At 37.4% G+C, this 15,123-nt stretch carries 14 protein-coding genes and 1 pseudogene; 3 read left to right on the forward strand and 12 right to left on the reverse strand.

Features of this window, described 5'->3' with window-relative positions:
- Positions 1 to 64 precede the first annotated feature (64 nt).
- Together QFZ31_RS13750 and QFZ31_RS13755 are read left to right on the forward strand one after the other, a co-directional pair.
- On the forward strand, positions 65 to 1,801 hold the full coding sequence (locus QFZ31_RS13750; RefSeq protein ID WP_307303583.1) for an AAA family ATPase: 1,737 nt from the start codon (positions 65 to 67) through the stop codon (positions 1,799 to 1,801).
- 60 nt (positions 1,802 to 1,861) lie between these two features.
- Entirely contained in the window at positions 1,862 to 2,269 is a 408-nt protein-coding gene (locus QFZ31_RS13755; protein ID WP_179597564.1) for a YkvA family protein, read from the forward strand.
- Positions 2,270 to 2,292: 23 nt separating this feature from the next.
- On the opposite strand, the gene QFZ31_RS13760 is transcribed toward QFZ31_RS13755, so the two are convergent.
- The 8 genes from QFZ31_RS13760 to phaQ form a co-directional block, all read right to left on the reverse strand.
- A complete protein-coding gene (locus tag QFZ31_RS13760) occupies positions 2,293 to 2,442 on the reverse strand; it encodes a YjcZ family sporulation protein (protein ID WP_179597566.1) in 150 nt (49 codons plus the stop codon).
- Between the two features lie 18 nt (positions 2,443 to 2,460).
- On the reverse strand, positions 2,461 to 2,565 hold the full coding sequence (locus tag QFZ31_RS13765; protein WP_179597568.1) for a YjcZ family sporulation protein: 105 nt from the start codon (positions 2,563 to 2,565) through the stop codon (positions 2,461 to 2,463).
- 126 nt (positions 2,566 to 2,691) lie between these two features.
- Entirely contained in the window at positions 2,692 to 3,114 is a 423-nt protein-coding gene (locus tag QFZ31_RS13770) for a CotY/CotZ family spore coat protein (RefSeq protein ID WP_307303588.1), read from the reverse strand.
- Positions 3,115 to 3,137: 23 nt separating this feature from the next.
- Positions 3,138 to 4,358, reverse strand: a complete 1,221-nt coding sequence (locus tag QFZ31_RS13775; RefSeq protein WP_307303589.1) for an ATP-grasp domain-containing protein — start codon at positions 4,356 to 4,358, stop codon at positions 3,138 to 3,140.
- Between the two features lie 330 nt (positions 4,359 to 4,688).
- A complete protein-coding gene (locus QFZ31_RS13780; RefSeq protein ID WP_307303590.1) occupies positions 4,689 to 5,522 on the reverse strand; it encodes an undecaprenyl-diphosphate phosphatase in 834 nt (277 codons plus the stop codon).
- A gap of 144 nt (positions 5,523 to 5,666) precedes the next feature.
- A complete protein-coding gene (locus QFZ31_RS13785; protein ID WP_307303593.1) occupies positions 5,667 to 6,833 on the reverse strand; it encodes an NlpC/P60 family protein in 1,167 nt (388 codons plus the stop codon).
- 281 nt (positions 6,834 to 7,114) lie between these two features.
- A complete protein-coding gene (locus tag QFZ31_RS13790) occupies positions 7,115 to 7,729 on the reverse strand; it encodes a hypothetical protein (RefSeq protein ID WP_307303594.1) in 615 nt (204 codons plus the stop codon).
- Complete coding sequence (gene phaQ, locus QFZ31_RS13795) at positions 7,710 to 8,147, reverse strand: poly-beta-hydroxybutyrate-responsive repressor (protein WP_179598122.1); 438 nt, start codon at positions 8,145 to 8,147, stop codon at positions 7,710 to 7,712. Before phaQ ends, QFZ31_RS13790 begins: the two co-directional genes overlap by 20 nt.
- 148 nt (positions 8,148 to 8,295) lie before the next feature.
- On the opposite strand from phaQ, the gene QFZ31_RS13800 reads away from it, so the two are divergent.
- Entirely contained in the window at positions 8,296 to 9,078 is a 783-nt protein-coding gene (locus QFZ31_RS13800; RefSeq protein ID WP_307303598.1) for an alpha/beta fold hydrolase, read from the forward strand.
- Positions 9,079 to 9,131: 53 nt separating this feature from the next.
- Here QFZ31_RS13800 and QFZ31_RS13805 read toward each other — a convergent pair whose 3' ends face one another.
- From QFZ31_RS13805 to adhE, 4 genes and pseudogenes are all read right to left on the reverse strand, one after another.
- Positions 9,132 to 9,716, reverse strand: a complete 585-nt coding sequence (locus tag QFZ31_RS13805; protein WP_307303600.1) for a hypothetical protein — start codon at positions 9,714 to 9,716, stop codon at positions 9,132 to 9,134.
- 19 nt (positions 9,717 to 9,735) lie between these two features.
- A complete protein-coding gene (locus QFZ31_RS13810) occupies positions 9,736 to 10,407 on the reverse strand; it encodes a hypothetical protein (RefSeq protein WP_307303602.1) in 672 nt (223 codons plus the stop codon).
- A gap of 128 nt (positions 10,408 to 10,535) precedes the next feature.
- Positions 10,536 to 12,170, reverse strand: a complete 1,635-nt coding sequence (locus QFZ31_RS13815) for a long-chain-fatty-acid--CoA ligase (protein ID WP_307303604.1) — start codon at positions 12,168 to 12,170, stop codon at positions 10,536 to 10,538.
- A gap of 221 nt (positions 12,171 to 12,391) precedes the next feature.
- Positions 12,392 to 14,992: pseudogene (gene adhE, locus QFZ31_RS13820) on the reverse strand (bifunctional acetaldehyde-CoA/alcohol dehydrogenase).
- Positions 14,993 to 15,123: the final 131 nt, after the last annotated feature.

Here is a 15,123-nt window from a genome sequence, read left to right on the forward strand (position 1 = left end):
CCACATCGCCTTTTGCCATTTTCCTTTTATAATAGAATAAGACTCGTATAAGGAGATGACAATATTGAATCAAAGTAAAAAACTAGTCTCAAAGATTATTCCGCTCATCGCAGCGTTACTAATATTACTGGCAGGGATAACTTGGATTATCCAAACAACCAATAAAAAAATTGAGATTCCTTTTTCTTCAGTGGAAGAAACCATTCAAGAGCAAAACGGAAAACAAGTAGTTCTGACAGAGCACTCTGACGGCAGCATAATACTGGAAATTGACGGTCTCAAATACGAATCACATGTTCCGCCGAATAGTCAAATGATTGACAAACTCGTTGAGAAATATAATATTCATTACTCCTTCTCTAATAGCAGCCGGTTTGGAAAGTGGATTATGGCGGGTGTACTACTCACCCTTGTTGGAACTGCTTTCGTACTTCAAAGAACAAAAGGGGGGTTTGGTCTATCAAATTCAATGAAGAATAGTGTTTCTCAAGCACGACCTCTTCCATCCATTAGTTTAGATGATGTTGGTGGGATTGGTGAAGAAATGAAGGAAGAAATTCTTCAGACACTTTCAACACTGAAGGAACCGGAAAGAGCGGTTAAAATGGGGATTAAGCCGCCAAAAGGTATTTTATTATATGGACCGCCAGGCACAGGAAAAACATTATTAGCTCAGGCAATTGCCCGTGAATTAAATGCATCTTTCTTTTCTGCAAGCGGGTCAGCTTTTAACGAATTATTCGTTGGAGTCGGTGCCAGCAGGGTCCGCTCTTTATTTCAGAGTGCGAGAAAACAAGGTCCGGCTGTCATCTTCATTGATGAAGTAGATGCCCTAGCTGGCAGAAGAAAAGCCCATGGCGGTGAAGAAGCAGAAAAAACTTTGACTGAACTCCTTGTCCAGCTTGATGGCGGGCATTCGAATGATGGAATTCTGTTTATTGCCGCAACAAACAGAAAAGATATGCTTGATGAAGCGTTCCTAAGGCCGGGTAGAATTGACTTCACTTTCCATGTACCACTTCCGGATACAAAAGGAAGACGAGAAATCATGGATATTCATACACGAGGGAAAGCACTTAGTGAAGAGGTTCTAGCGTCTTTAGATGAATTATCAGAAAGTACCTCTGGCTTTTCAGGAGCAGAGCTGCAATCATTATTTGAAACAGCCAGCAGACGTGCAGTTCGTAACGGGCAGGATGTATTAACTAAAGGGGATCTTGATTATGCTCTAGACCGGACAATATTAGGAAGTACATCTCGTACTTTACAGGATTTGGACACTAAGCGCCGAGTGGCTATTCACGAAGCAGGGCATGCCATTGTAGCTTCCTTAACGAAGCCAGGTTCTGTCAGAAAAGCGACTATTATCCCACGTGGTGATGCGCTGGGATACGTGGCACCTATCCCAAAAGAGCTTCATTTATCCACGACAAGTGATTTACTAGATCGGGTCGCCATGGTATTAGCCGGTGGTGTTGCCGAAAGAATACTCCTTGGCGAACATAGCATAGGCGTCAGTGGTGACGTGCAGCAAGCAAAGCAAATTATTGAACAAATGGTAGATACGGGCATGCTCCAAGGTGGTTTTACCCTTACTTTTAACAAACAGGACAAAGAAGATAAAATGCAAGAACTGTTTGAAAAGGGGATAGAAAGAGCAGAGAATCTAATAAATAGTCATCAACATCAGTATCAGCAATTAGTCGATACCTTATTAAAGAAAGAAACACTTGAAGGCTATGAGGTAGAAGAAATTGTCTGGGGAAATACTCCTATCATAAGTGATGATGTTTCTGCATAAATGAAATGAATGTTCCTGTGGCACACTAATTTATATATCCACTTAAGGAAGTGTATGTAAATGGTTGACCCACAAATTTATTTTGAAGCAAAGAAATATCGTGAAGGTGCTAAGCGGTATATCGATGATCCAAAAAAGACCGAGGGCTTATTGAAGAAGGCAATACTCAAGGCAAAAAATAACAAAGGTACTTTAGGTGATGTATGGGAAAAGCTGCAATTATTTTTTGATATGGTCCAAGCCTATTCAAGAGGCGAATATCGAAACATTGCGCCCGCTACAATCTTAACCATTATTGGTGCAATCCTATATTTCGTTTCTCCTTTAGATGTGGTCCCCGATTTTCTCGTCGGATTAGGGATAGTTGATGATGCCGCCGTCATAAGCTTTACACTTAAAAAATTATCAGTTGAAATCAATGAATTTAAAAAGTGGAAACATTCAACAAAAGGAAACCCTCTTGATTAGTCAAGAGGGTTTCAGCTTTTGTTTTATCTAAAACAAGCTGCACCTACGATAATTAATAGGATAAATAAAACTACGATTAACGCAAAGCCGCCGCCAAATCCACAGCCACCGCCGTAGCCTCCACCAAATCCACAGCCACCGCCAAATCCTCCATAACCATATCCATATGGCATATATATAACCCCCTTTTTTTAGTAGTATCCTCGGCCCCAAGAAGCCCCGATAATAATTAACAAAATGAACAATACAACTAGTAGGGCAAAGCCGCTGCCGTACCCGCCATGTGAACCAGACATTTACATTACCTCCTTTTTATAATTCCATATATCCTATTCATACCGATAAAAATGTGCGATAGACACATATCCAAATAACCCACTTTTCAAAAAAAAGAATAAGCCCAATCTAATTGGGCTTATCAATCATTTAGGATCCACTATAGGAAGGAGCCGATCCACTAATCTAGGTGACAGCGGCTGTAGTGATATAAAACAGGTAAGATCTACAACTATACAATTTGAGGTTGTTCTTAATGAAAAAACATTGTCGCATAAATCTACTGGATAGCCATCTATGTCTACTGGTTCCAGTAGGGATATTGTTGCGCAACATCTCCTTACATCTAGCGCTTCTAATCTAAATACATTTGTTGTAAAAAAGTTACCATTATTTGCCCAACCAAAAGCCTCAAATTGACACTTTCCTGTTGAAAGGATAAATGGAATAGTGTCATACCCAAAATCCTCACTTAAAAAACGAAATTCATCAAAGGATAACCTTTTTTGTTCTTCTAAAAGTTGTTCCAGGTCCTGACATATACATACATTTTTATGTTCTTCCCTCATAACCAAACCTCCTTTCTAAGTTTCTAAACAGGCTGCACGTAAAATTGAATTTGCTGCGCACCATTCAGGGCGCATTCTCTTGCTTGATCCTTTGAATCTCCTCCGGCTAATACATACCCATATCGTTGTCCCATGGAGCGAGGTGGTGTAACAAGTTCACCATATTTTGCCTTTGTGTATACCTCTAAAACACCAACTTGTTTCTTGGCTGATTCACAACCCGATACTTTAAGTAACTCCCCAACTAAACCAACGATTAAATAATGGGTATAAATAGCCCTATTGTGTTTTTTCCTTAAATCTGGTTCTAACCCCGTGAACAATCTTATTGTTTGTTCTGCAAGGTTATAACCAAACGCTTCCTCAATCATCCGGTTCATAGCTCCCCCAGCCATCCTCGGATTAATCTCAATCAGCTTCCAGCCTTTCTTTGTTAATTTCATTTCTAAATGGCAAGTACCATTTCTTAACTGAAAATCCTCTATAATTGTAACAATACTTTCCTGTAGCCCGGGCAGTTGTTCTAAGTACAACTCAGGACAAACAGAATACCCCGTGATAATAAACCGTTGACCCTTTGTTACTTCCTGCTCTACAATTGCTGCAACTGAAATGTTGGAATGATAGACAACCACTTCAATCAAATATTGTGGTCCCTCTAAATATTCCTCCACTAATATAGGAAGTTCAGAGTTTTTACGGCGAAGTTGTTTTACACCCTTTCTGCATTCCCACTCATTTTCGACCAGTATTACATCTTTTGAACCATTAGATTGAGGAGATTTGATAATTAGAGGAAAGCAGTCTTTTAACTGGTTTATCTCATCATCGATTGTATCGTTTGAGACTAGAACCTTAAAAAACGGAGTGTATTCTTTTCTGGCTAAATACCTTCTAGTCAAAATTTTGTCGTTCATAATTTGCAACGGTTCATATGTGATAGGTGTATTACAAAGAGTATTTGTAAGCAAAGCCGCTAAATAAATATATTCATCTAAAAAGCTAATAAAGCAAACAACCTCTTTCCCCTCTTCAATTAGGTCGGTAACGGCTGATAGAATTTCATCTGTTTCTGACAAATTCACTAGACGTACGTCATCTATTTCGCGATATTCCTCCCTTTCTTCAACAAAAATAGTGCGATTCGTTAAAAGTATTGTCTCGAAACCAAGTCTTTTTGCTGCTTTAATTCCTTCGTAGCTTGATCCTGTTTTATTTGTACCTAAGAAAACAATTGATTTCATCTGTTGCACCCACCAAATATGTCCTCACCTTTTTGTGATAGTTTTCCTGTTACAATAAAATATTCTTTTTCCGTTAGTTGGTGTAGGCATGTTCATTATGTACGAACAGTTATTTGACCAATAAATTTAAAGTGTGACAAATGCCTTCCAAAAAAATAGTGGACAAGTGTGTAGAAATTCAAAAACCATATCCTTATATCATTGGGATATGGCCCTTAACATCACTTATGTTCAGAAAATAGACCGCTTTTATCCAACAAAAAAACCAACAACTTGTCGTTGTTGGTTTTAATAAACAGGCAGACGCTAATGTGGTGCTGCTTCATAAAATTAAAAGTAAACCAGAAAAATAATTAACGCTAATAGGATTCTATATAGAGCAAAGGGGACGAGTTTAATTTTATCGATTAACTTTAAGAAAAAGCGGATCGAGATTAAAGCAAATACAAAGGCACTAATGAATCCAGCAATAAAAAATGGAAGTGCGTCCATCGTCATATACTGCCAATTTTTCAGTAAGGAGAGAAAGCTGGCACCGGCCATAATAGGTACTGCCATAATAAACGTAAAATCAGCAGCCGCTCTATGACTCAAACCTAATAGTACCCCGCCTGATATAGTCGAACCAGAACGAGAAAAACCTGGCCACAATGATAAACATTGAATGAGACCAATCGTTAGAGCTTGTTTATACGTAATTTGGTCAACCGTTTGGATTTTCGGTGTTTTTGGACCAAAACGATCTGCAATTATCATGAAAATAGCACCAATCACTAAACCTATTAAAACAGTCTGAGTCGAAAATAAATACTCATCTATATAGTCTTCAAGTAGTACCCCAAAAATTCCAGCTGGTATTAATCCAACAAATACTTGAGATAATTTTAAACGGCTGCCACCTTGTCCGGATAGCTTACTTTTTATTCGACCCATTCCTAATAGGTCAATAATTCGGTCTTTGAATGTCACGACAACAGCTAAAATCGAACCAAGCTGGATCACTACTTTAAAAGTATTCGCTCCATATTTCCCTAAAAATTCTTCTGATTGAAGCCACATATCATCCACGATGATCATATGCCCAGTCGAAGATACTGGGGCAAATTCAGTCACCCCTTCTACTAAACCTAAAATAATTGCTTTAATAATCAATAATAACTCCATTTACTTAACTACTCCTAACTTAATCTTCTACTGTTTTAGATACAAGGATATGGAATAACCTTTTAATTGTACTCAATTTCCAATACCTTTAGCAAATGTTTTTTTTACACATTATAAGAGCGAGGCTAATGCAGCCTCGCCTCCCTATTGTGAAATAATGCGATTGACACGCCCATTGAACTTCTCTAACCAATAACCATTTGTCATATCAGCTATTGCCACACCTGTTGAACTTTGTGATCCCAGGAATTTTCCAGCACCTAGGTAAATGCCGACATGACCATCTTTTTTATATGTATCAAAAAACACGAGGTCTCCCGGCTGCATTTCATCCACATCAACAGGTTTTCCTGTATTTTTTAAAACTTCTGTACTTGCACCTATTTTGATTTCAACCTGAGAAAACGCCCAACTGACAAAAGCTGAACAATCAAATCTCCCAGCTGCTATATCATATTCATTTCGACCGCCGCCAAAGACATAAACCGAATTCCCTACATACTTTAATCCATTAGAAATTAGGCTTTTAACAGTTTCATTCGTTAACAGCAAAGAATCATTCAGTATTTCATTTGTGTCAAAATCAGTTAAATCATACATAGCTTCAAGTGCAGAATCCTGTTGCATTAATCCTGCCTGCTCCGATAGTGTAACTTGCTCTTTCTTCTTTGCCTCTGTTCTTAACCATTCAATGTGTTGCTTTTGTTCTAATATTTGTGATTGCATTCCTTCTAATTCCACTTTCATACTCTGAAGATCTATTAATTTATCTTTTACTTGGGCTTGCTTCTTTCTAATCTCCTCTTTATCAGCCTCATGTTGGTTAATTATATTTTGGTCTGCCTCGACAAATGAGGCAACGGCACCCACCCGATCGACAAAGTCTTTAAAACTTGTGGAACCAAGTAAAACATCTAGATAGTTTACCTTGCCTCCATTTTCTTGAAAAGTAAGTGCGCGTTTTTTTAAGATTTCATTACGCTTACTTACTTTTTCATTTAGTGTTACAATCTCTGCTTCTAGTTTCTGTATCTCTAATTGTGAAGAGCTTATTTTGTTCTCAGTTTCGAGAATGATTTGATTATTATCATTTATTGCTTGCTCTACTCGCTTGATTTGTTCATTAATTTTTTCAATTTCTTCTTTTACTCGGTTAAGTTCAACATTGCCTTTTAATATTTCTAATTGGATGTTTGAACGCTGCTCATCAATTATTTGCTGGTTATTATTTTCTTCGGCTTCTACTTGAAGTAATACAGTTGGACTTCCGAACATGATTATTGTACAAAATGCCATAATCTTCTTTTTCAACTTTATTCCCCTGCTTCCTTCATCGCAAATAGCAATAGTTATTGGTTCCTTCTATGTAACTTAAAGATTTAACAGTTTATTAACTTAGCAAAAGTAATCCTTTTTAACCACTTTTATCCTAGTCTATTGCAAGTAGAAGTATAGCACGAAATGTTGTCAAATTAATAATCGTAATATTAAATTTATGTTTCAGATATTAATATATATTTTTGTTCATTGATTAACAAGAAAAAGCAGGCCAATCAGATGGATTGGTCTGCGTATTTTTTTGAAATCGTTCTTTACCTTGCTTTTAAAAGTTCTTTGACGCTATTTTTTCCGCGATTTATAATTTCATTATGTGTATTTCTAGCCATTTTAACATACTCGTTTGTAACTTGCTGCCAAGCATTTCGGCGTTCACGGCCATAAGCGACGTTGGCTTCTGTGCTCTTTTCAAAATTATCCTCTAACTGGTCTATAATGTGGAAAACAGATTTGATTGGAGTAAGTGCAAGGTTTTCTAATTGATGAGATACCTCTTTAAGCTGCTCCTTAAGCTCCTCTTTTTCATTCATCATTTCTGCTTCGATTCTTTCTTCGTCCTTTATAAGTTGTTCCCTGCGTGCATTCATTTGCTGCATGAAGCCGGAAACGACATCTTTGTTCGTTTTTTTCGTTTGTTCAAATAGATTAGCTAGTGAGTTTCTGTATTGTTTGTTAAACTTGATAACTTCTTTTAGCGCATTGACATAAGCATCCTCACGGTTTTCACGTAGCTGTCTTGCCCGCTCAAGTGCTTGCTCATACTGATTCCAGAGTGTATCTACAAATAAACCTTCTTTATTAGGTTCTTCTGCTGCAGGAATCATCTTTTCTTCAACTGCTTGAACATTTTCACTCTTTTTCTGTGCCATCGTCTTTCCTCCTCTTTTTACTGTTTACTTTCTCTATCGGATCCCTCTTTTGAAATGAAGGAATATAGAGCTCAAGGAAACTTGAATACATTTTGAAGAATTGGTCTAGCATCGATTGGTACGATTCTAGTTGATTGGCATAGCCTTTTAAGTATGTAATACCAGCTTTAGTAATGGAATATCTTCTTTTGGCAGGACCACTGCCATTTGTATCCCACTCAGATGATACTAGTTCTTCCTTTTCGAGCTGTCTTAACAGTCGGTACAGATTACCTTGGTCAATCGTTTTAAAACCAAATCCTTGTAATTTCTGGCTTAGCTCATATCCGTGAAGAGACATTCTGCTAAGAAGCAATAGAATAAATGGCAGAACAAAGTTTTTTGAAGGATTGACAGACTGATTGTCTTGATTTACCATTTCTATATCACCTCACCTATATGTATTTTACACCTATGAGTAATATTTTGTCAACTCTGCCAATACATGTTATTATATGCTGTAACATCACGTTTACAATTTTCTTAACTTGGGAATATAGTAATAAAATAATAAAGGTGGTGTCGAATTGGAAAAATCGAAAGTTAGTAGGCTGGGGATGCCTTATTTACATTTTGGCAATGGGGAACACTTAGTTCTTATCCATGGTTTAGGCGAAGTTAAGGAAGGATGGCAAGCACAATTTGAATTAGCTGATCAGTACGAATTAATAATTCCTGATTTACGCGGTCATGGTGAATGTACCAAAACGGAAGGGATATCTGTTCCAAATTTCGCAGCAGACGTTATCGCCTTATTAAACGAGTTAAAAATTGAAAACGCTCATATTTTAGGCTTATCAATGGGCGGAGCAGTTGCCCAAGAAATTTATCGTCAAGCCCCCCATCTAGTTCGTTCTCTCATGTTGATTAGCACATTCCATTTTTTCCCTAAGACACTCAGAAAGCCGTTACTCAAATTTAAGAAAGTGAGACTGGGTATTGCAGCAACAGATGAATCATTAAAAGAAACAGCTGCTCATATGAGCCTATATTCTTGGTCAGAAGAAAATATGAATCATTTCAAACGCTATTTCCAGCCGAAGCGAGACATCTTCTTAAAATCCTTAAAAGCTTGTTTCCAAGTAAATAATATTTCTTTGTTACCAACGATTACAGTTCCAACTCTTATCATTGGATGTCAGTATGACTCCGTTTTACCGGTATGGATTCAATACTGTATGCACAAGCTCATACCACATTCAGAATTTATCATTATGAGAAACTCTGGCCATTTAGCTAAATTAGAGGCCACAAGCCGGTTTAATCTTCTGCTTAGAAAATTCTTAAACCGGCATAAGGCTGCTGCTTGATTTTATATAAGGGGGAAGGACTGGGGTCCTTCCCCCTTATTAGATGTTATCACTTATACAGTTGTAACCAATTCCTTTTCTTTCGTCTTTCCTTTTGAGCTATCTTTAACCACTAGCCCCTTTATGGGAGCGATTTCATTTTTAATTTCTGCTAATTGATTTAATTTAAGTTTAACTTCCTCTAAATCGGAGTATATGGTCTTCTGCTCATTAAGATTATTCATTTTCATTATTTTCTTCTGTGCTTCTTTTATTTCCTCAAGCTCTTGTCTTACATCGCGAAGGTTAACTTGAATAATTTTTATATCGACAAGGTCTTTCCATAATTCTTGGAAATCATTCTTCATTCTCTTCAATTCCGTTACTTCGTGGGCAGTTTTTTGGAACTCAACCTGTATTTGTTTAACCATCTTAACCATTGCTTGAAATAATACTAGGTCATCTTTATTTAATGCACCAAGGTTTTCCTGTATTTTTAACATCTGTTCCTCTAATATATCGATCTTTCCCTCTGCTTGAATCGATAAATTAACAACATTCGCGACATCCTTTTTGGTTGGGATATTCACAATACCTGCCCACATCTCACTAATTTGTTTAAAGCCTTGATATGGATCATACATTTTATCTTTTGACATTCGTCATCATCCTCGCGAGTTATGATTTTGTGACATCTTCCGCTTTTTCCATATATTTATTTAAAGGAAACATGAACGATTTTAATTGACCGGTGAAAAGGCCAACAAATCCTTTTTGGCTCTCATAGATAAGGCTTGCCGCTTGTTTTAATGTGTTAATATATTGCTTCCTTCCTTGCTTCCGAACAGCAATATATCGTTCAATCATGTCAAAATATTGATCCATCATTTGATTATTTACAACCATTTGCAATGGTGTGCTTAAAACGGAGGCAGTTCTTTTTTGGATTTGGTCAATTTGCTCATTAATATCTTCATACGATTTTTTTGGAAAGATATGCTGAAGGACTGTGGTGGACATTAAAAATTCCTCTCTTGCTGTTCTCTCCCAATTTACGAATTCTTTATTGAACTGTCCCCTGACAGATTTAATATTTTCCTGGTTTCGTTTAATACTTTCGGCAAAACACATGGCTTCTTTCAAAAATACATCATCACGGAAATCTGCATGCTTTGCCCACTGGTCTAACTCGCTAATCGTATTCTTCCAAAGAATATCCAAGCTTGAATCCTTTGAGTCTGTACCTTCAGGTTGTTCTACTTCTGTTGTTTCTTTTTCAACTGGAATATTTTCCACAGCATCTCGCCTCTTTTTAGTTGTTTTTAGTAATTCTTCTTTTTTTTCAGTCATTTGATTTGATTCCTCCTTTTTAATCATTTAGGCTTTCAACTGGTAATTTACTTTTGGAGAAAATATCGTATGTGTTCTTAGAAGGGATTCTCGATGAGTTCTATGAAGTATAAGTAGTAGCGGATTTCTTAAGAATGAACCTCTTGTTCTTCATCTTGTCTCAGCATTCTCCTTAACAGCTTTCCGACAGATGATTTGGGGAGTTCGGAAAGAATCTCAATCTCTTTTGGCACTTTATAAGGAGCTAAAAATTGCCTTGAATATTCTATTAATTGCTCTGGTGAAATAGCGGCACCAATTTTTAATTTTACAAAAGCCTTCACTGTTTCTCCTCTATAGGAATCTGGTTTTCCAACAACAATGGCCTCTTCGACTGCCTCATGCTGATAGATAACTTCTTCGATTTCGCGAGGGTAAACATTGTATCCGCTCGCAATAATCATATCCTTTTTTCGGTCTAAGATATAGAAATAACCATCCTCATCCATTTTGGCGATATCTCCTGTAAAGAGCCATCCGTCTCTTATGACCATTTGTGTTTCACTAGGACGCTTCCAGTAGCCCTTCATAACTTGAGGTCCGCGAAGAATTAATTCACCTGCTTCTCCAACAGGAACATTTACATATCCGTCTTCTGTCTCCTTTACAATTCTAGCTTCCGTCCCTGGCAAAGGAATGCCTACACTACCTAGTTTACGTGGAAGAAATGGTGGTGTAGAAATAGCAGACGGTGCAGTTTCTGAAAGTCCGTAGCCATCTGCAAGTCTAATGCCTACACGTTTTTCAAAAGCTTTAACCTGTTCCACTGGCAGTGGAGCTCCCCCGCTGCTTAGGTAGTAAATATCTTTAATTGAGCTATCTTCCAATTGCGGGTGACTGTTTAATGCAAATATCATGGGAGGGACTGCAGTAAATTGAAATGGTTTCTCGCGGTTAATCAGCTCAAGTAATTCATTCACATCAAATCGTGGGAGAATTAATTGATTGCACCCAATACGGATAGCTGAAAGTGCATTACATGACAATCCATAGACGTGAAACATTGGGAGGACACTGATAATCTTAAAATTTTCTGGTTTTTCATCCACTGCATTATATGTAAAATCACAAACTTGAATAATGTTAGCCAGCAGGTTCTGGTGGGTGAGCATGACGCCTTTAGAAACACCAGTGGTTCCACCTGTATATTGCAATATAGCCACATCTTCTTCGATATTAATTGGGATTTCAGGGATTACGTTATCGTGTGTAAGAAAATCATCGAAATAAAAATCACCTTCTTCAAGTTTAATCTTACTTCCACTAAATCCCACAACGATTATTTTTTTCAAAGAGGTTCTCGGTTGAACTTGTTTTACCTTTTTATAAAATGCTTCAAAAACTACCATATAGCCTGCTTCAGAATCATTTAGGGCATATTCAATTTCCCTTTCTACATACATTGGATTGACTTGAACCGCAATACCTCCCAATCGGAAAACAGCAAATAAGCTAAAAATATAATGTGGGCAGTTAGGCAGCATGATCCCAAGTCTATCTCCCTTTTGAAAACCTGTCCGGTACAGCGACGCAGCAAGAAATTCCGAAATTGCTCTTGTTTCTTTGTAACTCCAAGATCTTTCATAGAAAGTAAGAGCTGGTTTGTCACCGTGGATAATAGCAGCCTGCTTTAAAAGATCGTATAAAGAATCATAGCCTACTGTAACATCCTTGCTAATTCTTGGATCATAAAACTTTAACCATGGCTTTTGTGAATAAACCATACAATCTCCTCCAATTTCCTATCAAGTTTTTATCCACTTAAATTATTGTTTTTAAAAAGTTTTTTGTAAACGTTGCCAAATCGACAAATTTCTACATTTTTAATTTTCTTCCTTTTATTTACAATGTCTTTTACTTGATAGAGGTCAGATATATTGAGAAGATTGTTGGTTTTTGTCGATATATTAATTCTTGTTCACAGAATGTTCGGATCTACAGCTACTTACCCTTTATAGGCATGTCGGTAGATAGTCGCAAGTTCCGTTACAAGCAGCTGTTTTGGATTTGCAATTGTATCTTGATCGTCAAAGGCGTGTTCCGCCAGGATATTTATTTTTCTTTCAAATTCAATTTGACTTATCCCTGTTTCTTGAATGCTCAATGGCAAATCTAATTCCTTCATTAGATTTGTGATTGCTTGTATTAAACTCTCTACACCTAGTACAGTTGTTTCAGCCGCTAGTCCTAACATTCTAGCAATCTCGGCATAGCGCTGATCAGCAATAAAGTGTTCATATTTAGGGTATGTCATAAATTTATTTGGCTTTGCTGCATTATAACGAATGACGTGAGGTAATAAAATGGCATTCGCACGACCATGCGCAATATTAAATTCAGCACCTAGTGCATGTGCTAAGCTATGATTTATTCCTAAAAACTAATTAGCAAAGGCCATTCCTGCAATCGTTGAGGCATTGTGCATTTTTTCCCTTGCAAGTTCATCATTACCGTCTCGGTATGCCCTAGGTAAATACTCAAATACTAACTGGATTGCTTTTAATGCTAATCCATCTGTAAAATCATTGGCTAACACTGAAACATATGATTCTATCGCATGTGTTAAAACATCCATTCCCGTATCTGCTGTTACATGCTTAGGGACCGTCATGACAAACTGTGGATCGACAATCGCCAAATCTGGTGTTAATTGAAAGTCAGCCAGCGGATATTTAATATTTGACTTTTTATCAGAAATCACTGAAAAGGAAGTTACTTCAGAACCTGTTCCTGATGTGGTAGGAATTGCGACAAAGATTGCCTTGCCACGAAGTGCAGGGAATTTAACCACTCTTTTACTAGGATCAAAGAATTTTTGCTTTAAGCTATTAAAATCAGCGTCAGGATGTTCATAGAATAGCCACATTGCTTTTGCTGCATCGATTACGGATCCACCCCCAAGTGCAATTAGACAGTCAGGCTCGAATCTCCGCATCCATTCTGCACCATGCTTTACAGTATCGATGTCTGGTTCAGGTACAATATCATATAAAACTTCATATTGAATATTACCAGGATGTTTTTTCAATTGATAAAGCACTTTTTCAATTGAGCCATTTTTCATTTGGCTTGGACTTGTTACAATAAACACTTTTGAGATTCCAGGGATACCGGCAAGCACCTGAATCGAGTTTCTCTCAAAAAATACTTGTGATGGAACTTTAAACCACTGTGTCATGTTTCTCCTTTTTGCAACCTTCTTAATATTAATAAGATTAGCTGCTCCTACATTCTGAGACACTGAGTTCCCTCCATATGTTCCGCACCCAATCGTTAAGGACGGTAAAGAAGTGTTATAGATATCTCCAATCGCACCATGAGTCGATGGTGTATTAACCATAATTCTGCCTGCCTTCAACCGAAGGGCAAAGGTATCAATGACATTTTGGTCAGCAGTATGAATGGCAGCAGAGTGTCCAAGTCCCCCGTACTCAAGTGTTTCTTCGGCAATCATCAGCCCTTCTGCAAAACTATTTACCTTATAGCAAGCTAGTATTGGGCTCAATTTTTCACAGGATAGAGGGAATTTTGGACCTACTCCTTTTAATTCAGCAATTAATATTTTCGTATTTATAGGGACATTTACACCTGCCATTTTTGCAATTATATGAGCAGGTAATCCGACAACCATCGGATTTAAGGAAGCACTTTTTTCATCAATTACAGCCTTTTCAATCAATCGTTTTTCTTCATTATTTAAAAAATAACAATGATTTTCGATCATTTCCCTTTTTACTTCTTCATAGATCTCATTATCGATAATAAGTGCCTGTTCAGAAGCACAAATCATGCCGTTGTCAAAGGTTTTAGATAGAATGATGTCGTTTACTGCACGTTTAATATTCGCACTCTTTTCAATATAACAAGGGACATTACCCGCCCCAACACCTAGTGCTGGTTTTCCAGAACTATAGGCTGCCTTTACCAGATTTGGCCCCCCGGTAGCTAGAATAAGTGAAATCTTTGGATGTTTCATTAATAGTTGAAAAGCTTCATGAGAAGGAATCTCAATCCATTGTATACAATTCTCAGGTGCCCCAGCATTAATCGCTGCCTCCCTAAGAAGTTTTGCTGTTTCGACACAGCACCTTTGAGCATATTTCGCAAAGGCAAAGATAATCGGATTCCTTGTTTTTAGCGATATCAATGATTTAAAGATAACGGTGGATGTTGGATTTGTAATAGGTATAACCCCAGCTATGACTCCCACCGGCTCGGCAATCTCTACCATACCTTCATGCTCGTTTTCACTTATGACTCCCACTGTCTTTAGATCTCTTATGTTGTTGTAGATAAACTCGGTCGCAAACATATTTTTGAACACTTTATCTTCATAAACACCCCTTCTTGTTTCTTCCACAGCTAACTTTGCCAAGTCCTTGTGATGATTGAGTGCTGTATAGGCCATTTGCTTAACGATTTCGTCGACCATTTCCTGTTTGTAGCAGCGAAATTCAGCTAACACCCTAGCGGCATTTCTAGCCAGAATATCAATCATCTCCACTATTTTTTGTTTTTCATGTACAACTTTCTCTTCCACTGCCATAACTATCCCTCCAAATTAAACATTCTAGCACGGATGTTTTTCCAACAATTCGTTTAAACTTTTCTGGCTAAAATATATCATGTTGGATAATGCGGAATTTGTTGAAATACGCTAAAACACGAATGAATATT

This window comes from Neobacillus niacini (genome assembly GCF_030817595.1).
Classification (GTDB): domain Bacteria; phylum Bacillota; class Bacilli; order Bacillales; family Cytobacillaceae; genus Neobacillus; species Neobacillus niacini_G.